Origin of the sequence: Sutterella wadsworthensis, from assembly GCF_003315195.1 — a bacterium.
Classification (GTDB): Bacteria; Pseudomonadota; Gammaproteobacteria; order Burkholderiales; family Burkholderiaceae_F; genus Sutterella; species Sutterella wadsworthensis.
On record NZ_QNRV01000005.1, the window covers coordinates 17,672 to 36,842 of the forward strand.

The 19,171-nt window shown below is 54.9% G+C and carries 18 protein-coding genes and 1 tRNA gene; 6 read left to right on the forward strand and 13 right to left on the reverse strand.

What is annotated here, in order from left to right; genetic code table 11:
• The 12 genes from glyQ to DES29_RS03860 all read right to left on the reverse strand — a co-directional run bounded on the left by glyQ (position 1) and on the right by DES29_RS03860 (position 12,720).
• The gene (gene glyQ / locus DES29_RS03805) at positions 1-912 is read right to left on the reverse strand and encodes a glycine--tRNA ligase subunit alpha (RefSeq protein ID WP_016475178.1); all 912 of its coding nucleotides are present in this window, start codon (positions 910-912) and stop codon (positions 1-3) included.
• 149 nt (positions 913-1,061) lie between these two features.
• Positions 1,062-2,666 (reverse strand): apolipoprotein N-acyltransferase, encoded by a 1,605-nt coding sequence (gene lnt / locus DES29_RS03810; protein ID WP_021995264.1) that lies wholly within the window; start codon positions 2,664-2,666, stop codon positions 1,062-1,064.
• Positions 2,667-2,683: 17 nt separating this feature from the next.
• Positions 2,684-3,517 carry a CorC family transporter gene (locus tag DES29_RS03815; RefSeq protein WP_021995263.1) on the reverse strand — a complete coding sequence of 278 codons (834 nt, stop codon included), beginning with the start codon at positions 3,515-3,517 and terminating at the stop codon, positions 2,684-2,686.
• A 74-nt stretch (positions 3,518-3,591) separates the two neighbouring features.
• Entirely contained in the window at positions 3,592-4,050 is a 459-nt protein-coding gene (ybeY, locus tag DES29_RS03820; RefSeq protein ID WP_005429490.1) for an rRNA maturation RNase YbeY, read from the reverse strand.
• Complete coding sequence (locus tag DES29_RS03825) at positions 4,043-5,128, reverse strand: PhoH family protein (protein ID WP_016475181.1); 1,086 nt, start codon at positions 5,126-5,128, stop codon at positions 4,043-4,045. Before DES29_RS03825 ends, ybeY begins: the two co-directional genes overlap by 8 nt.
• Positions 5,129-5,162: 34 nt before the next feature.
• Complete coding sequence (miaB, locus tag DES29_RS03830) at positions 5,163-6,491, reverse strand: tRNA (N6-isopentenyl adenosine(37)-C2)-methylthiotransferase MiaB (RefSeq protein WP_038025254.1); 1,329 nt, start codon at positions 6,489-6,491, stop codon at positions 5,163-5,165.
• Between the two features lie 163 nt (positions 6,492-6,654).
• Positions 6,655-6,731, reverse strand: a tRNA-Met gene (locus DES29_RS03835).
• Positions 6,732-6,811: 80 nt separating this feature from the next.
• Positions 6,812-7,636, reverse strand: coding sequence for a bifunctional hydroxymethylpyrimidine kinase/phosphomethylpyrimidine kinase (gene thiD, locus DES29_RS03840; RefSeq protein ID WP_113854486.1), 825 nt, complete (start codon positions 7,634-7,636; stop codon positions 6,812-6,814).
• On the reverse strand, positions 7,597-8,910 hold the full coding sequence (locus DES29_RS03845) for a 3-deoxy-D-manno-octulosonic acid transferase (RefSeq protein WP_016475184.1): 1,314 nt from the start codon (positions 8,908-8,910) through the stop codon (positions 7,597-7,599). Before DES29_RS03845 ends, thiD begins: the two co-directional genes overlap by 40 nt.
• Positions 8,911-8,915: 5 nt before the next feature.
• Positions 8,916-9,884: a lipopolysaccharide heptosyltransferase I gene (gene waaC / locus DES29_RS03850; RefSeq protein ID WP_113854487.1), complete on the reverse strand. Its 969-nt coding sequence runs from the start codon at positions 9,882-9,884 to the stop codon at positions 8,916-8,918.
• Positions 9,881-11,326: a glucose-6-phosphate isomerase gene (locus DES29_RS03855; RefSeq protein WP_016475186.1), complete on the reverse strand. Its 1,446-nt coding sequence runs from the start codon at positions 11,324-11,326 to the stop codon at positions 9,881-9,883. The genes waaC and DES29_RS03855 overlap by 4 nt, the downstream gene beginning before the upstream one ends.
• Positions 11,327-11,334: 8 nt before the next feature.
• Entirely contained in the window at positions 11,335-12,720 is a 1,386-nt protein-coding gene (locus tag DES29_RS03860; RefSeq protein ID WP_016475187.1) for a phosphomannomutase/phosphoglucomutase, read from the reverse strand.
• Positions 12,721-13,066: 346 nt separating this feature from the next.
• On the opposite strand from DES29_RS03860, the gene rfaE1 reads away from it, so the two are divergent.
• The 5 genes from rfaE1 to DES29_RS03885 all read left to right on the forward strand — a co-directional run bounded on the left by rfaE1 (position 13,067) and on the right by DES29_RS03885 (position 17,131).
• A complete protein-coding gene (gene rfaE1 / locus DES29_RS03865; protein ID WP_005429477.1) occupies positions 13,067-13,990 on the forward strand; it encodes a D-glycero-beta-D-manno-heptose-7-phosphate kinase in 924 nt (307 codons plus the stop codon).
• Between the two features lie 90 nt (positions 13,991-14,080).
• A complete protein-coding gene (rfaD, locus tag DES29_RS03870; RefSeq protein ID WP_021994884.1) occupies positions 14,081-15,082 on the forward strand; it encodes an ADP-glyceromanno-heptose 6-epimerase in 1,002 nt (333 codons plus the stop codon).
• Positions 15,082-15,648, forward strand: coding sequence for a D-glycero-beta-D-manno-heptose 1,7-bisphosphate 7-phosphatase (gmhB, locus tag DES29_RS03875; RefSeq protein ID WP_005429469.1), 567 nt, complete (start codon positions 15,082-15,084; stop codon positions 15,646-15,648). Before rfaD ends, gmhB begins: the two co-directional genes overlap by 1 nt.
• Positions 15,649-15,668: 20 nt before the next feature.
• Positions 15,669-16,163, forward strand: a complete 495-nt coding sequence (locus DES29_RS03880; RefSeq protein ID WP_016475188.1) for an adenylyltransferase/cytidyltransferase family protein — start codon at positions 15,669-15,671, stop codon at positions 16,161-16,163.
• 95 nt (positions 16,164-16,258) lie between these two features.
• Positions 16,259-17,131: an NAD(P)H-dependent oxidoreductase gene (locus DES29_RS03885; protein ID WP_113854488.1), complete on the forward strand. Its 873-nt coding sequence runs from the start codon at positions 16,259-16,261 to the stop codon at positions 17,129-17,131.
• A gap of 100 nt (positions 17,132-17,231) precedes the next feature.
• Here the strand turns inward: DES29_RS03885 and galU are convergent, their stop codons facing one another.
• A complete protein-coding gene (gene galU, locus DES29_RS03890; RefSeq protein WP_016475189.1) occupies positions 17,232-18,071 on the reverse strand; it encodes a UTP--glucose-1-phosphate uridylyltransferase GalU in 840 nt (279 codons plus the stop codon).
• Between the two features lie 165 nt (positions 18,072-18,236).
• Here galU and DES29_RS03895 point away from each other — a divergent pair, with 165 nt between their 5' ends.
• The gene (locus DES29_RS03895) at positions 18,237-19,103 is read left to right on the forward strand and encodes a symmetrical bis(5'-nucleosyl)-tetraphosphatase (RefSeq protein WP_005429465.1); all 867 of its coding nucleotides are present in this window, start codon (positions 18,237-18,239) and stop codon (positions 19,101-19,103) included.
• Positions 19,104-19,171: the final 68 nt, after the last annotated feature.

Below are 19,171 nucleotides of genomic sequence, written 5' to 3' on the forward strand. Positions count from 1 at the left end.
TCAACAGACTTCAGACTTCTTAAGCATCGGGAAGCCCAGGCGTTCGCGCGAGTCGTAGTAGCTCTGCGCAACACTGCGGGAAATCGTGCGGATGCGGGCAATGTAATGCGCGCGCTCTGTGACAGAAATGGCGCCGTGCGCGTCAAGGAGATTGAAGGTGTGCCCGGCCTTGAGCACCATTTCATAAGCCGGAAGCGCGAGGTTCAAATCCATCAAACGCTTGGCTTCACCTTCATAGAAATCAAACTGACCGAGCAGCTTGTCGCAGTCACTCTTTTCGAAGTTGTAAATTGACTGTTCGACTTCGTTTTGATGGAAGACGTCGCCGTACGTGAGGACGCGCTCAGAACCGTCAGGTTCCTTCCATGTCGTATACACCAAGTCGTACACGTTGTCGCAGTTTTGCAGGTACATCGTCAGGCGCTCAAGACCATAGGTAATTTCACCCGTGATCGGCTTGCATTCGAGACCGCCCACCTGCTGGAAATAGGTGAACTGCGTCACTTCCATCCCGTTCATCCAGACTTCCCAGCCGAGGCCCCAGGCGCCGAGCGTCGGATTCTCCCAGTTGTCTTCGACGAAGCGGATATCGTTGACTTCCGTATCGACCCCCAATGCACGCAGCGAGCCCAGATAAAGGTCGACGATGTTCGTAGGAGCAGGCTTCAAAACCACTTGATACTGATGGTGCTGCTGCAGACGATTGGGATTTTCGCCGTAACGGCCGTCCTTCGGACGACGCGAGGGTTGAACATAAGCAGCGCGCCAGGGTTCGGGACCAAGAGCCCGCAGGAACGTCGCGGTGTGGGAGGTGCCGGCGCCGACTTCCAAGTCGATCGGCTGCAGCAGCGCGCAGCCCTGCCGATTCCAGTATTCCTGCAGGCGCAGGATCACTTCCTGAAAAGTAATCATCGTTTTGTCCGCGCCGCCCTCTGCGGGCGGCGGCAAATTTGAAGGAAAGCGCTGCTCAAGAGCACGGCGCTCAACGCAAAAAGCTAATTATATCGACCTAAGGACCGATTCCCTTTGATTCGGCAGGAATCCCATCGCAAAGAAATGCCTCAGCCCTCAGCCTGACGGCTTGTCCTATTTGACGAAAAATGACCGCGCAAACGCATCAGTGCCCAAAGCAGGAGGAGACACCCCCAGAAGATCCCCGTCGGAATATTTCCCCAGCGAACAAACGGCGTCGGATTGCCGATACCCGTCGGCAAGGACGCATCCAGCACAGCGCGTCCCGAAACCGGTGCCTGAAAGACAACCTCTGCGCGGGCATTTACTACCGCCGAGCGTCCATTCATGTTGACAGATGCCGCTGGCCGAGCAGAGGCCAGTGCAAGCAGTCTTGTCATGTCGAGGTGTTGCGGAATGATGGAGGGTGCAAACCACCCCAAATTGGCCGTCACAAAAAAGATACCTGGGTCCCTTTCTGGATCTGCCCAGAAGCTGCGGAGTACCTCACCATCGATATTTTCATAGCAGATCAATAGCCCCGCATAAATGCCGCGGCCGAGATTGAGATTGGGCTGCTCGGGCTTCCCAGAAGCAAGATCAGAAAGCGGAATCCCTAAGAGATCAACAAACCAGCGGAACCCTGCCGGAATAAATTCCCCAAACGGCACGAGCTTACGTTTGTCAACGGTCGCAACACGATTTTCAGCATCCACAAAGAATGCACTGTTGTACCAGTTTCCTTCGGTTCCTCGGCGAAATCCGTTGAAGAGCACCGGTCCTTGAGCCGCAGCCGCAAAGTTCCCCATGGCCGCACGAAGGGCTGCACTCGGGCGAACGGAATCAGCCGACAGAATGCCTTCGGGCGTCAATACAACACGCGTCAGATCCTTTTGCGCTGCCTCCCAAGGCGTCTCCATCCATTTTGTGGTTTCGACGAGTCGAGTGACTGAGTCTGGACGTGTCCAGCCGTCAACCACCGGCAGATCCATCTGCACCAAACGAAGTGCCACGGCGGGTCCTGGCGTCGACCAAAGCTGTCGCCCGCTCCAAAACGAAAGTCCTAGTACAACAATTGCAATTCCGACAGCCAGAGCGGTTTCAGAGCCCTCCAAACGCCTGCGACGAAAGGCACTGAAAAGAAACGTCATCAAAGCGCCCGCTCCAGTCAGCGAAAGCAAAAGCGCGAACGTTACCCCCATCGGCCCGCCCAATGGAGCTAACGATGCCCATGGCGTGTCGAGTGTGGCTAAAGCCGGCGTCAGCCAGCCAAAGTCCAATCCCCCAGCTCCGCGAAGCCATTCTGCAGCTGTAAGTGTCAGCGCGAGTGCAATCCATCGAAGCGCCTTGCGCGAAGGAGTGAGCCATATAGCCACCCACGCCGCTGCCGCCCAACAAAGCGCACAGACAGCCGCAAGCAGCACCTCTCCTACCCAAGCGAGCACGAGCGGCAAGCGACCGAACTCATGCATTGAGCGCACCGACCATTCCAATCCGATAGTGAAAGCCGCGAGTGCAAATAAAAACCCAAAGAATGCCGCCTGGGCCGGTCTTTGTGCAGAAACAATTAACCCCAGTCCGAAAAGCAGGGCCGTCAGCCCCCACAGATGTGCTGACCACGGAGCGAATGCCGCCGCATAGATCGCGCCGCTGACAAGGCAAAGCACGCAGCGCGCAGCGATCGATTTCGTGCGAAGAAGTGTCAACGCCCGCATGCCTGAAAATTGAACCTTTAGGCGCGCTCAACCGTGAGCAGCTGTACCTGACGGGCATCTGCGCGCTGAATGCGGAATCGATAACCCTTTTCTACAATCTCTTCGCCTATCTGCGGCACATGCTCGCATCGGTCAGTAATGAGACCGCCGATAGTTTCGCAGTATTCGTCAACCAAGTCTGCTCCGAAAAATGTGTTGAACTGCTCAATGGGCGTAACGGCGCGTACGCGCCAATGGTTGTCCTCAGCCACGATGTTGGTGCTGCTGTCGTCGTGATCAAACTCATCACTGATGTCGCCCACGATCTGTTCCAGCACATCTTCAATCGTAATCAGACCGGAGATACTGCCGAACTCATCAATGACCAGCGCGAGGTGGTTCCGAGTTTCCTTGAAATCACGCAGCAGCACATTCAGCGGCTGACTTTCCGGCACAAAACGCGCGGGACGAAGCAGTGACTTTACATTACGAGAGGGATCGAGCAAAAGCTGCAAGAGATCTTTGGCGTGAAGCACGCCGAGCACATTGTCGAGATCACCCTCAACAGCCGGCATCCGAGAATGTCCGGAGGCGATCACGGTACGGATCATTTCGTCGGTAGGCTTTTCCAAATCAACAGCATCCACCTGAGCGCGCGGCACCATCAGGTCATATGCACGCAGGCTGGAAACCTCGAGCGCGCCCTGCATCATGGAGAAGGTATCAGATCCGATCAGACCGTCCGCGCGCGCTTCAGAAAGTGCGCCAATGAGGTCTTGTTTAGCGTCGCCGGCATCTTCATCGGAACGAAAGGCCGAAGTCAGCCGGTCAAGAAAGCTTTTGTTTTTTTCTAAATGGGGTTCGGAGGACATGGAGTTTTCTGCGGCATGCGGAACTTTCATATTAACGGCATTTAGCGCCGCTTCGCGAATTCCGCCGCCTCGTTTTAATCGTGGACCATACCAATGCGGTCGCTGTAGGGGTTGGGGAACCCAAGGCTCTCCATGATTTCGGTTTCGCGCGCCTCCATGACCTCCGCTTCCTCATCGTCCAGATGGTCGTAACCCTGCGCATGCAGCACGCCATGAATGAGAAGATGAGCCAAATGGTCGCGCAGCGGTTTTTGCTGTTCGGCGGCTTGACGCTCCAATACAGCTGGACAGATGACGATGTCTGCCATCACCACAGGCTCACGCTGATAGTCAAACGTCAGAACATTTGTCGCATAGTCTTTGCGGCGAAATTGATGATTGAGTTCGCGGCCTTCCTCTTCATCAACAAAGCGAACGGTGAATTCTCCGTCGAGCTCCAACGCGGCACGGATCCAGCGAGCCATCGTACTGCGATGCGGAAGCTTATCCTTGAACAATCCTGCCTGCTGCAGGTGAAGTGTCAATTCATGCATGATGCAAGTCCTTTTCTGCGGAGCGCGTTCCTTCTGCTTTACGATGCTCACGCTCTGCGCGCCGTTCAATCTCATCACGAACAGCTGCCGCATCATAAGCCTCAACAATGCGCGCCACCAGCGGGTGGCGCACAACATCACTCGAGCGAAAGTGCGTGAAGCTGATGCCGCGAACACCTTGGAGCACTCTTGCTGCTTCCTTTAGCCCGGAGAGCACGCCGCGAGGCAAGTCAATCTGCGTAATATCGCCCGTAATTACCGCTTTGGACCCGAACCCGATGCGCGTCAAAAACATTTTCATCTGCTCGCCCGTCGTATTCTGTGCTTCGTCGAGAATAACAAAGGCGTTGTTGAGCGTACGGCCGCGCATATAAGCCAGCGGCGCCACCTCAATGGACTGTCGCTCCATCAGGCGCTGAACCTTGTCAAATCCCATCAGGTCAAAAAGCGCATCGTAAAGCGGCCGCAAATACGGATCCACCTTCTGCGAAAGATCCCCCGGCAGGAATCCCAGACGTTCGCCTGCTTCGACTGCCGGACGTGTCAAAACAATTCGTTCGACCGTTCCTCGTTCAAATGCATCAACAGCCGCCGCAACCGCCAGATAAGTTTTACCCGTACCAGCCGGACCGATGCCGAAGCTGATGTCGTGACTGAGAATCGCCTGCAGATAAGCCCGCTGATTGGGTGTACGTCCTCGCAGATCGTGTCGACGAGTTTTGAGGAGCACCTCCCCAGCACTCACCTCATCAGCATTGGCCGTCTTTGCACGATGTTCGTCGTCTCCGCCCACAAAGTGCCACTGAATATCATTCGGCGTGAGTTCGGCTCCGGTACGCGCAACGCGATCAAGCAGCACCTCAAGCGCACGCAGCGCTCTATGCGCAGCATGCTTCTCGCCCGACACTCGAAACTGCTCGCCTCGACGGACGATTTTCACGCCCAGAATGGTTTCCATTTGCCGCAGATTCTCGTCGAGCGGACCGCATAAATGCGCGAGCGCCGTCTGACCAGCACTTGCGGAAAAAGACAACTGTTCCATTGCAGCCGCCTTCGGATGCATCACTTCCTTAGTCATTGCGGAAATTCTCCCATTCTGAAGACGCCGCCGTTTAATCGACGAGTTCGCCGCCGAGCGTATGCGGAAACACTTCCGTAATTCGCACATTGGTCATCTGATTGATCAGCGACGGGTCTCCCGCAAAATTGACGATACGGTTGTTATCCGTGCGTGCCGAAAGCATCCCTTCACCGCGGCGGGCAGGCCCGACCACCAATACTCGTTCGATTTTACCGAGCATGTTACGGCTGATTTCTGCGGCGTTGTCATCGATTTTTCGCTGCAGTCGCTGCAAACGCTCGAGCTTCACGCTGTAAGGCGTTTCATCGGGCAGACGCGCAGCAGGCGTGCCAGGACGCGGACTATAGACAAAGCTAAAGCTAGCATCAAATCCAACATCATCAATCAGCCGCATCGTCTTCTCGAAATCTTCAGCCGTTTCTCCCGGGAATCCGACGATAAAGTCCGTCGCAATGGCAATACCTGGGCGTGCAGCCTTCAGACGGCGAATGATGGATTTGTATTCGAGCACTGAATAACCGCGCTTCATGGCCGTGAGAATTCGGTCGCTGCCGGCCTGTACGGGGAGGTGCACATGACTCACAAGCTTCGGCAGCTTGGTGTAGGCATCGATCAGACGCTGCGTAAACTCGCGCGGATGACTCGTCGTGTAGCGAATGCGTTCGATACCATCAATTTCACTCACGTATTCGAGCAGCATCGCGAAGTCTGCCGCATCGCCTTCTGGCGTCACACCCCGATAGGCATTGACATTCTGTCCGAGCAGCGTCACCTCTTTGACGCCTTGATCGGCAAGCTGCGCAACTTCTACCAAAACATCAACGAGCGGACGAGAGATTTCTTCACCGCGGGTATAAGGAACCACACAGTACGTGCAGTACTTTGAGCACCCCTCCATGATGGATACAAAAGCCGCAGCACCTTCTGCACGAGGCGCCGGCAAATGATCAAACTTCTCAATTTCAGGAAAGCTCACATCAACCTGCGGCTTGCCTGTTCGAGCACGCTCGCCGAGCATTTCCGGCAAACGATGCATCGTCTGCGGTCCAAACACCACATCAACCCAAGGTGCGCGCTTCACAATGCCAGCACCTTCCTGACTAGCTACACATCCGCCCACAGCAATCATCATGTCCGGACGATCCCGTTTAGCCTCTCGAATGCGGCCTAAATCGGAGAAAACCTTCTCCTGAGCCTTTTCTCGGATTGAGCAAGTATTGAGGACAACCACATCTGCTTCATTCAGATCATCAGTCTTTTCAAGCTGCATCGCTTCGCCTAGAAGGTCAACAATGCGGTTGGAGTCGTAGTCGTTCATTTGGCAGCCAAAGCTGCGCAGATAAAGTTTTTTCGCAGACACGGTTTATATCCGGTGGCGTTGCACCGCTGTATTCCATTCCCATCGATTTCGACAGGCAAGGCAGCGGCAAAATGGCGGGGAATTCATTGACGGACGGAGAGAACCTCCGTCGATCCATATGGAAAAGCCCGAACCACTTTTAAGCGGACCGGGCTTTGAAATTTGGTGGCGCATCACGGATTCGAACCGCGGACACAAGGATTATGATTCCTCTGCTCTAACCGACTGAGCTAATGCGCCGAGAAGGAAATTATTGCCAATTTTAAGAATTTAGTCAATAGTGCCATTTCCTATAGAAACATTTTGTTTCATCTAATGTGTTAACACCACAACTGCCAGAAATGATGTGTTGGCCCGTATCCCGCACCAACCTCAAGCTCATCAGCATGGGCAATTGCACCAGCAACATAGTCTTTGGCCGCCGCTGCGGCCTTTGGCACATCATTCAAACGCGCCAATTCTGCTGCAATCGCGGATGAAAGTGTGCAGCCCGTGCCATGCGTGTTCTCTGTGGCAATTCGAGGCGCAGAGAACCAATGACGTTCCGTCAGACTCATTAGGCAGTCATCGGACTCCTGTCCTTTTAAATGCCCGCCCTTCATCAACACCCAGTCGGCGCCGGTGGTTTTTAACAGAGCCTCGCCTTGAACTGTCATCTCTTCAAAAGTACTCGCCTCCGCTTGCCCTAAAAGATCCGCTGCTTCTGGAAGATTGGGCGTCATAACGGAAGCAAGCGGCAGCAACTCATGCTTAAGCGCCTCAAGCGCATCCCGGCGAAGCAGTCTGTCACCGCTTTTAGCGACCATCACCGGATCAACGACAATCCATTTCGGCGCGTAACGACGAAGCGCTGCAGCAACAACAGCGATAACTTCGCCATCATTGAGCATCCCCACCTTGACGGCATCAATAGTGAGATCCGAGAAAACGCTGTCAAGCTCCTCCTTTACGAAAGCGGCCGGAATCGGCAGCACACCTTGCACCCCCAACGTATTTTGGGCGGTAAGTGCTGTTGGCACACCCGCCGCGTAAACGCCAAGAGCACTGATTGCTTTCACATCGGCGATCAGTCCTGCTCCCCCAGAGGGATCAATGCCCGCTATCGTCAGGACATTCGGGATTCGTTCTTGCGTGCATACGTCCATAGCTTTTCCAATACCGTCATCATGCGAGCCGTGGCGCCGGCGCATTTCTGCGCGAAATTTTTAGCTGCCGCCCCGGCTGCGTTACGTTCCTCTGGGTGCTTGAGCCACTGCTCCAGCTGAAGAACTGCTGCTTCCGCATCCGTCGCCTGGACCATACCGCCAGCGGCAATGCCTTCGCGGATAATGCGTTCAAAATTGAAAATCGACGGTCCAACCACGACGGGCGACCCAGCCATTGCCGGCTCCACAACGTTTTGCGAACCGAAAGGACCAAATGAACCGCCCATCACTGTCATGGAAGCCAACCCGCAGTAAAAGCTCATTTCTCCCATACTGTCGCCCACAACGATCTGAATGTCAGCGGGAAGGTCTTCTGCCGTTGAGAGTGTCGAGCGCCGAATCGTTTTAAGACCCGCCGATTCAAAAAGCTCTACCACGCGCTCAAAACGTTCCGGGTGACGCGGCACTACTACGACGAGAGTCTCTGCCAGCAATGCCGGATGCTTTTTAAAGCTTTCCAGAAAAGCGGCTTCTTCACCGTCTCGGGTGGAAGCCAAGAGCACTACCGGTCGCGAAAGCACAGTAAGCCAGGCCTTTGCTGCCGCCATTTGTGACGCATCAGGAACAATGTCGAACTTGACGCTGCCTGTGACTAAAACATCCTTGGCGCCGAGGCTTTCCAAGCGTGCCTTATCCTCGTCGCTTTGAGCCAGTACGGCAGCGAAGCTTCCGAAGGCCGGTCCCATGACTTCAATGGCCTTTTGAGCTTGCGCTCGCGACTTTTCACTTTCTCGTGCATTGGCAAGCACCACAGGAATCCCGTGAGCCGTCATTTCGTGCATGAGATTGGGCCACACTTCAGTTTCCATGATGACCCCGAGCGTCGGCCGTACTTGGCGGACAAATTTTTCAACAGCGTAAGGCGCATCATATGGGAGATAACACTGGCGTATCCGCTCGGGCGCCAATCTCACGAGGCGCTTTCCCGCCTCTCTGCCGGTCGGCGTCATGTGCGTCAGCACAACATCGCACTCCGGCCATGACTTCAGCATGGCCTCCAGAAGCGGCTTAGCAGCATTCGTTTCGCCGACACTCACCGCATGGATCCACACACGGGGACGTTCTGTGCGTAGCGGATACGTTCCCCAGGCGAAGCGCTCATCCCAATAGTCTCGATAAGCCGGCTGCCGGCGCGAACGCCACATCAGATAGAGGCTCGCCAACGGCAATGCTACGGTAGAGACGGAACGATAAATGCCCGGAGTGATTTTCATGATTATTAGTTTGTCTCAGTAGCCATCACGCGATGCGCAGCGGCCAGAATATCTTCAACGCTCGGAATCTGCTTGATGCCGCCCAAGCTTTCCGCTGGGCCGTCGCCAATCAGGCGCAACGTAGCGGTCGGTGTCGCCACGAAGATCCCCACACTGGGGATACCCATCGCGGCAGCCAGATGGGTTAGCCCAGTATCGACCCCAATCATTAATTGCGCTTGCGCCAAACCAGCCGCCACATCCCTTAGTCTGGCCTTTGGCGCCACTGCGGCGCCGGGAATCCCGGCAGCTATTCGGCGACACCTGGCTTCCTCTTTGGCGCCTCCCCAATAAAAGACGGGCGAAATACCCTCCTTCGCGAGCGCGCATCCGAGCTTCATCCAATGGTCTTCGGGCCAAAGTTTCTCATCTCGACTTGTATTGACCGCAAATGCCGCCGTCCGTCCTGATGTTTGCAGCGGCGCGGTGCCGCAGGCTTTCAGTCCAAACACCGCATGTTCGGGATCAATTGTGTATCCCAACACCTGTGCGGCGGCCATCCGGTAGCGTTTTACGGCGCCCAATGCCTCGGGGAGATCGAGATGTTGCTGATAAAAAAAGGCTGCCAAGGGTTCACGAATCGTCTGCCGCGTGTAGCCCACTGTCGGCGCTTTCGTCCAACGGGCAACCAGTCCCGAGCGAATCAGACCTTGAATATCAATGACAATGTCGTAATGTTCGGCCTGCAGCTCAGCTTTTAATGCACTGACCTCTCTGCGAGTTTTCACAGAGAACGGGGAATTGCGCCATCGGCGAAAGGCCGTGACGTAAACCTTTTCAACCGCCGGGGCAAGCGGGGGAATATCTGCGAAAGATTCCTCTGCCACCCAATCAATTCGCGCATCAGGCAACGCCTGTCGGATGTCATGGGCAACAGGAAGCGCGTGAATGATATCCCCCATCGAAGAGGACTTGATGATGAGGATCTTCTTCACTCGCGAGCTTCCTCAAGCAGCTTCTTAGGATCAGCGCCGGTTTCTGCAAACTTTGAGAGCCGTTTGCCAAGTTCAACACCGGGCTGATCAAACGGATTGATGTTATATAACGTGCCGAGCATCGTTGTCTTGTGCTCATACATCGCCATCACGGCGCCAAGTCGCCGCGGCGTGACGGCATCAAGCACAATCGTTGACACGGCATTGAAATACGGAGCCTTCGGATCTCGAGCGACCAACGCTTCGGCCTGTGCCCGAGCATTGGCTAAAAGCACTCGATAGTGTTCGGCATAGCGATGTCCGGGCATTTCACTCCAAATGAGATCAATGCTCGTGCTGCCCGTCCCATCGCGCAGCCACTGATAAAAGCTGTGCTGAGCTTCATTGCCGTTGGAACCCCAGACGAGCATGCCCGTACGTCCTTTGAGGCGCTCGCCGTTGATGCCGTGGCTCTTGCCGAGCGATTCCATCTGCAGCTGCTGCAGCCACGGCACAAGTACACGCAAACGTTCGTCATAAGGCAACAAGCAGTGCGTCGGGATCTTCAGTACTGTTGAATTCCAATACGCTGTCAGTGCAAGCAGCGCAGGCAAGTTCTGATCGATAGAGGCTTCGAGCGAATGGCGATCCATTTCGTTTGCCCCCTGCAGGAACTCCTGAAAGGCTTCGGGGCCCAGCGCGATGATCGCGGGCAGCCCAATGCCTCCCCAAACGGAGAAGCGTCCGCCAACCCAGTTCCACATGGCGAACTGATTTTCAAGCGGCAGGCACATCATTTCAGCCGCGTGCGGATTAGCCGAAACCACCACCATATGGCGACTGCGGTCTGCACCAACTATGCCGTTGTCAAGAAGCCATTGATCAACCGCCGTAGCATTCACCTGCGTTTCTCGCGTACTGAAACTTTTTGACGAAACGATCACGAGCGTGGAACGCGGATTGCAGGCCGCCAAAATGCGATCCAAGAGCACCCCGTCAACGCTCGCCAAAAAGTGCAGATGAATATCTGGACTGGCTGTCTGCAATGCGTGCCAGACAGCCTTCGGTCCCATCTCGGAGCCGCCAATGCCGATATTGATCACATCCACAATACGGTCGCCGCGGCAGCCCAACCAACGGCCGTCACGCACTCGCTGTGCAAAATCAAAAAGTCGGCGACGTTCCTGAGACACCTCCGCGTAGCGCGGAGCAGACAAACTGAACGCGCGCAGCGACGTATGGAGCGCAGGACGTCCTTCACTGCCGTTGACGCACTCACCACGGATCATCCGTGCGTGAGCTCCGAGCAGATCTTTTTCAGCAGCGAATTTGAAGAGTCCCTCAAGATCGCCATGCGTGAGTCGTTGACGAGAAAGATCAAGTTTGATGCCGCAAGCTACAGCCTGTGACGCATCTCCGGCGGCGCTTTCGCGCAGAAATGGAATCGAAGGGGAGGAAGACATGGACTTTTTTATTCAGGAATGACCAAATTAGGTTCGATACTGCGAAGCACTTCGATAAAGCGGGTTTTAACGCGTTTGAGCGCTTCGGGCGTATCGCCTTCAAAGCGCAGCACGACGACAGGCGTAGTATTGGATGAACGCGCTAAAGCAAAGCCATCCTTCCACTCAACACGCAGACCGTCGACCTTAATCACATCCGCCGCGTCGGTAAACTGCCCGGCTTCGGCGCGCAACCGTTCAATGAAGCGCTTGGGTTCTCCTTCTGCCATCGGAATCTGGAGCTCCGGAGTATTCACCGCATTAGGAAGTTTCGAAAGAACGCCTGACGGATCGTCGGTACGCGAAAGAATTTCCAAAAGGCGCACAGCGGCATAAAGTCCGTCGTCAAACCCCGTCCAACGCTCGTCATTGAAGAAAAGATGCCCCGACATTTCCCCTGCAAAGGGTGCATGCGTATCGCGCAGTTTTGCCTTCACCAGTGAGTGCCCCGTCGGACTGATCGTCGGAACGCCTCCTTTAGCTTTCACCCAGTCGACAAGCTTTCGTGAGCACTTAACGTCATACACAATGGGTTCACCCGGATGATGCTTCAGAATATCTTCGGCAAAAAGCATCATCAGGCGATCCGGGAAAATGATTTCGCCCTGCTTTGTAACAACCCCCAAACGATCACCGTCGCCATCCAATGCGAAGCCGTAGTCACAGTCCTCGGTCTTGACCGTTTTAATAAGGTCCTCCAAATTCTTAGGCTTGGAAGGGTCCGGATGGTGGAAAGGGAAGCGGCCGTCAGGTTCGCAGAAAAGCGGGACGACATCGACGGGAAGCTTCGAAAGCAGCTGCAGCATTACGGGGCCCGCAATTCCGCTGCCAGCATCGGCTGCTACCTTGAGTCGGCGCCCGATTTTGATGCCTGCAAGCGCTTTTTCAATATAGGGGGTGACTGCATCAACCTTCTCAACGCCCCCCGGAACGGTAGCCTCAATCCAATCCTGCGCCTCCACTCGGCGACGAATGTCCTGAATGGCATCGGCAAAAAGCGTAATTCCGGCGACCATCATCTTGAGGCCGTTCCACTCGGGCGGATTATGCGAACCCGTAACGGCCACACCAGTGCCGCAATTGAAATACTTCGTTGCATAGTAAAGGACCGGAGTCGGCACCGCCCCCACATCAAGCACCTTCATGCCGGTACTTGCAATCCCTTCGACCAGTGCGTTCATCAGCCGTTCGCCCGACAGACGGCCATCACGTCCCACGCAGAATGCCGACACATTGGCTTCCACCGCAAGGCTACCTAAAACCCGACCAACTGCTCGGGCTACGTCCTCCGTGAGCGTCTTATCGACGACACCACGAATGTCGTAAGCCTTGAAAATGGATGAATCAACCTGCATGAAAGGACTCCTTCTTTATTGAATGCAATTCACGAAGACCGCTTTGCACGTTTGCAGCGCAGACGATCCTATTTTGCGGCTGATATTTTAGTTGCCAATGCGCAGCTCTCCAAGAGCGGATAAAAAAGACCGTTAACATCCATTCGCGGCTGTTATCGCCAAAATCAGCACGAGTGCGCGAAAATGCGCTCCCCGAACGGGGCATCAGACCGATACAATCGGCCACACAAATCCGTTAACGCCGCTTTTTTCGGAGTCCTGGAGTATCGAAGGTTGCCGTCAACAAGGGAAAACCTCAGACGCGGAATAACAACTTGCTCTACCGTATCGGCCAAAGGAACAATCCATGGATCTAGCTCAACTCAAGCGTGCACACGTCCTCGTTACTGGCGACGCCATGCTCGACCGCTATTGGTTCGGCGACGCCGAACGCATCTCTCCTGAAGCCCCTGTCCCCGTCGTTCGCGTCACTCGAACCGAAGAGCGTCTCGGCGGTGCGGCAAATGTCGCGCGCAACATAGCTACTGTAGGGGCATCGTCAACGCTTCTTTCTGTAGTAGGCAACGACGAAGCCGGACAAAGCATCGAAAAACTTCTGCGTGCAGAAGGCATCCAGCCTGAACTCGAACTCGACCCAGCGCTTAAAACCACGGTGAAGCTGCGCGTAGTCGCCAGGCAGCAGCAGCTCGTACGATGTGACTTTGAAGCAATGCCAGCAGAAGAAACGCTCAAGCGCCATCTCGGCACGTTCTCGAAACTGCTTACCACCAATCAAGCACTGGTACTTTCGGACTACGGCAAGGGCGGTCTATCTCATATTTCCACAATGATCGCCGAAGCCCGAGCGGTCAAACTTCCCATTCTCGTCGACCCCAAAGGGGACGACTACAGCCGCTATCACGGCGCCACTGTCATTACACCCAACCGCGCTGAGCTCCGGCAGGTTGTTGGCACCTGGACAAGCGAAGCCTCGCTTATCGAACGCGCACAGAATCTGCGCCAGGCACTTGAGCTTGACTATCTGCTCCTTACACGTTCCGAAGAAGGCATGACGCTTTTCGGTCCTCAAGGCCAACTTACTGTGCCGGCTCAGGCGCGCGAAGTCTACGATGTCTCCGGGGCCGGCGACACCGTCATCGGTATTCTTGCCGCCATGCTTGCTACCGGCATGCCAATTGAGGAAGCTGTACAGATTGCCAATCGTGCTGGCGGCATTGTCGTCGGGAAGCTCGGTACAGCCGCAGTATCCTATGAGGAGCTCTTCGGCTGATCGTCAACCGCAGAGATCTCGCATTTAATTATCAATATCCGCGCCGATTTCATCGGAGCTCTAGTATTCCTTTTCGGAGATTTTCACGCGATGAGCATTCTCGTTACGGGCGCAGCCGGCTTCATCGGCTGCAACAACGTCATCGCCCTCAACCGCCGCGGCATCACCGACGTTATTGCCGTTGACAATCTTGAAAAAGGCGACAAATTTAAGAATTTGGCTCAGTGCCAAATTTCAGACTATTTTGATAAACGCGACTTCATCGAGCGGGTACGAGCCAGTACTGCACCGCGCCCGGACGCGATTTTCCATCAGGGAGCCTGTTCCGACACCATGGAAACTGACGGCCGCTACATGATGGAAAACAACTACCGCTACACACTCCAGCTCTACCGCTGGGCTCAGGAACTGCGAATTCCGTTCATCTATGCGTCATCAGCCGCCACCTACGGCGCTCACACGGAATTTATTGAAGAAGTTCAATATGAGGGGCCGCTCAACGTCTACGGCTACTCCAAGTATCTCTTTGATCAAGTCCTTCGCCGCGAACTCAGTTTTCTTCGTGCGCCAGTCGTAGGGCTTAAGTACTTCAACGTCTACGGTCCGCACGAACAACATAAAGGCCGTATGGCGAGCGTTGCTTTCCATCAGTACTTCCAGTACCGACGTGATCATAAAGTGAAGCTCTTTGAAGGCTGTCTCGGCTACGGCAACGGTGAACAAAGCCGTGATTTCGTCTATGTGGAAGACGTCTGTAAAGTACTGCTCCACTTCCTCGATAAACCGGTTTCCGGCATATACAACTGCGGCACCGGCCGAGCTGAACCTTTCAACAACGTGTCGCTTGCCGTGGTCAACGGCATTCGAGCAAGCGAGGGTAAAGAGCAGCTTACGCTGCAGGGCGCCGTAGCGGCGGGCGAAATTGAATACATCCCCTTCCCCGAAGCGCTTAAAGGCAAATATCAAGCCTTTACACAGGCAAACCTCACGAAGCTGCGAGCCGCTGGGTGCGATGTCAACTTCCGTACAGTGACCGAAGGCACGACTGATTACATGAAGGTGCTCCTCGAAGAGTACCCGACTGTTGAATAATGAAACGTGCGGCTTTTCTTGACCGTGACGGCGTGATCAACATTGATCACGCCTACGTACACGACCGAGAGCATTTTGAATGGGTGCCGGGCGTCCTTGAGGGCGCTCGAATGCTCACGGATGCAGGTTTTCTGCTGGTCGTCGTCACCAATCAATCCGGTATCGGACGAGGCTATTACACTGAAGCAGACTTTCATGCACTCACCGACTGGATGTGCGGCGTCTTTGCGGAGGCGGGGGCTCCAATTGCCGCTGTTCGTTTCTGCCCGCACCACCCGGAAAAGGCACTGGGCCTCTACCGGCGTGAATGCCGCTGCCGCAAACCTCAGCCCGGAATGATTCTGGACGCAGCAAAGGACCTCAACATCGATCTTTCTCGATCCATCCTTTTCGGCGATAAGCCGGGGGACTGCACAGCAGGTCGATCCGCCGGACTCCCAGAACGGGTTCTGCTCGGCACTGACGGCAAATGCCAGCCTGAAGCATGTGTCGACAGCACGCGAACAGCAAAGGATCTGCTTTCCGCTGTGCGCTCCGACTGGATGACTGCATTCATTCGCTCTTAACTAATTTTTTCCTGACACCAATGAGTCTGCGCTGTCCACCTCCCGTTTTTGAGCAGAAAATCTGCCGACTTGAAGACCTGGCCGAACGAGCCGCGGCTCTGCCTCACCCGACCGTCTTTACCAACGGCGTGTTCGACATCCTGCACCGCGGACACGTTACCTACCTTGCACAAGCCCGTGCACTAGGCGCTAGTCTCATTGTCGCCGTGAACAGTGATGCTTCCGTGAAGCTGCTCGGCAAAGGCGACGACCGCCCGATCAATACGCAAGCAGATCGTGCAGCTGTGCTAGCTGCACTTGAATCCGTTAATCTTGTCGTTGTCTTTCCGGACAAAGTGCCGCTGAAGGCCGTTGAACTGGCTCGCCCAGATCTCTATGTCAAGGGCGGCGACTACGAACCCGAAAACCTGCCGGAGGCGAAGCTCGCCGCCAGCTGGGGCGGACGCTGCGTAACGATCACTTTTGAACATTTGCGCTCTACCACTGCACTTCTCCAAAAAGTACGAAACGCTTAATCATTCCTGCTGCACAACAGCTGTTTAACAAGAGCAGCCCGCGCGATATCTTCGAGATTGTCGTTCGTACCGCTCTGATCTTCGGCCACCCCTTTATGAAACCCGCCATTCCTGCTGTCGTTCTTGCGCTTACCCTTTCCGCATTGACTGTTCAAGCTGCCGACAGCATATCGGGCGCCAGCCGCCGTACGGCCAAGAGCGCTGCCGTCATACCCAAGAATATTGATGCTGTCACATCCGCATCCGTGGTTCCGCAGGCCCTCCGTCAGAGCGTGAAGCCCAATCGTTTTTCCCTTCGCCCGGGTGTTAAGCGCGTTCTCTTCGTCGTGGGCGATCCGCGAAGCGAATCTGTTGAATGGGATCTCGTCAATACGGCCATGAAGCATTTCATGGACAAGGGTTATGACGTAGAGCTGCGTGACCTTTACGCCATTGGCTTCAACCCGATTCTTACGCGTGAAAATTTCTATCAGGCCAAAGACGGGTTCGGCAAAACGCCAGCTGATATCACCGAAGAAATGATGTATGTACGCAGCGCTAACTTCATCGTCTTCTGTTATCCAAATTGGCACGACACACCGAACACCATCGTTAAGGGCTATATGGAGCGCGTTTTTCAGAAGAAATTCGCTTACCGGGATGCTCAAAATGGTCTTGAAGGCTTGCTTAAAGGCAAAGGCATATTCACCATCATGAACGCTGGCTGGGTCGGCATGGGACGCGGTGACTTAGGTGACGGGCTTCCTCGCGCTGCGGGCGAAAAATCCAATCCCACTTGGGATAAATACATGACGGCCTTCAAAACGCTTGACGACGATACCGCCGCGTTCTGGGGCGCCAAAAATCTCGGCCGTTTTGTGAATGACCAAACGCCAGGCAACCTTGATGAAGACTACGCCGCTAAGCTCGAACAGCTTCGCAGCGATCTCCGTCGCCATTTGGACAGCAAATTCAGCCTCAAACCGTAACCTTTCCTTTGTGCGCAGATTGCACGCTTCCCGCCCCAAAAAGAGCTCCCGGAGGTCATTAATCTCTCGGGAGCCTTTTATCGGTTAGTTCGTTTCGCGATCAGCCGATGCGGAAGCCACGCTTGCGTGCAAAGTGAATAGTCGCATCAAGGAAGCCCTGCTTGCTGCCGCAGTCAAAACGCGTACCCTCAAAGCGATGCGCGTAGGTGGGCACGGTTTCAAGCGAAGCTCCAATACCATCGGTGAGCTGAATTTCACCGCCGATACCAGCCGAAACCGTTTCGAGATAATCGAATATTTCCGGTTCAAACACATAACGGCCAATCACCGCCAAACGCGAAGGCGCCACGGCTGGCTCAGGCTTTTCCACGATACCGCGAAGACGCGGTGTTCCTTGAGCAGCGTCGTCCACACTCACGATGCCGTACTTCTTGGTTTCTTCAGGCGCCACATCCTGAACGGCCAAAACCGCCCCCCCGCCCTGACGAGCACGCGCTTCGATCAGCTGACCAATGCAGGAACGGCCAGCATCGATCAAATCGTCAGCAAGAATAACGCCGAAAGGCGAGTTCTCTACAACAGGCCGAGCGCACAACACCGCATGACCGAGGCCGAGCGGCTGCGGCTGACGAATGTAGATGCAGCGAACACCAGGCGGCACGATCTCACGCACGATTTCAAGGAGTTCCTGCTTACCCTTCATTTCGAGTTCGCGTTCCAGTTCGGCGTAGGTATCAAAATGATCCTCAATCGCCCTTTTGTTGCGACCGGTGACGAAAATCATTTCAGTAACGCCCGCAGCCGCAGCTTCCTCAACAGCATACTGAATCAAGGGTTTGTCCACGACTGGCAGCATTTCCTTAGGCATTGCCTTAGTGGCGGGGAGAAATCGCGTGCCGAGACCGTTGACCGGGAATACAACTTTGCGTACGGGCTTCATGGAATTGAATGGGATAGTCAATGAAAAATAACTGACAGTGCAGGCGGCGCGAAATAGAATTCCGGGCGACCGCAGCACCGAAGCGGGATCGAGCTTAACGCGGCAGAGCCTGTTCGGGCAAGTACGTTTATTTCAAGATTCCATCGACATCTGGAGCGTCTTTGTATGGTGAGCTCAACTACCTCTACATCATCGTCTGGCACTTTATTCGCCATCGGCGACCTTCAGGGGTGCCTTGAAAGTCTTGAAGAACTGCTTACACAGCTCCCGCAAGATGCAGAGCTGCTTTTTGTTGGGGATCTGGTTAACCGCGGTCCGCAATCCCTTCAGACACTGCGCTTTGTGAAAAATCTCGGCAGTCGCGCCCGCTCAATTCTCGGCAATCATGACCTCCACCTTCTTGCTGTTGCGGCAGGCGCAGGCGAAATGCATAAGAAAGACACCATTGCCGATATCCTATCTGCGCCGGATCGCGACGAATTAATTAACTGGCTGCGCAACCAACCGCTTCTCATCGAACAAGGAGACGTTCTCTTCGCTCACGCCGGCATTCATCCTTTATGGGATCTTCCAACTGCTCAAAAACTCGCTCAGGAAGCTCACGAAGCGCTCGCTGGCCCTCAGTGGCAGCGTTGGCTTCAAGGCATGTACGGCAATACGCAGTGGTCACCCGATCTGACGGGTGAAAAACGCATGCGTGCGATTCTCAATGGGTTTACTCGCATGCGGTTTGTCAATGCCCTCACAGGGGAGCTTGACTTTGACTTAAAAGAAGGGGCCGGCACTGCCCCCAAAGGTTGGGTCCCTTGGTTTGAATACAAACATAGATTGCTCTGCGACCACACCATATGCTTCGGGCACTGGTCAATGCTGGGCCTCATCAACCGCCCCAATCTGGTTGCCATAGACACCGGCTGTCTCTGGGGTGGCGAGCTTACCGCCGTTCGCTTCCCGGATCGCCGCATCTTTCAGGAAAAATGCCCCTGCTGGGCCAACCCACTCGCTTTTTCAAAAAAACATAAAAAAGACTGAAGCGAAAGTAAATCATCAAAAGAGCCCGAAGCATATTGAATACTTCGGGCGTTGGTTGAATTCCCCAG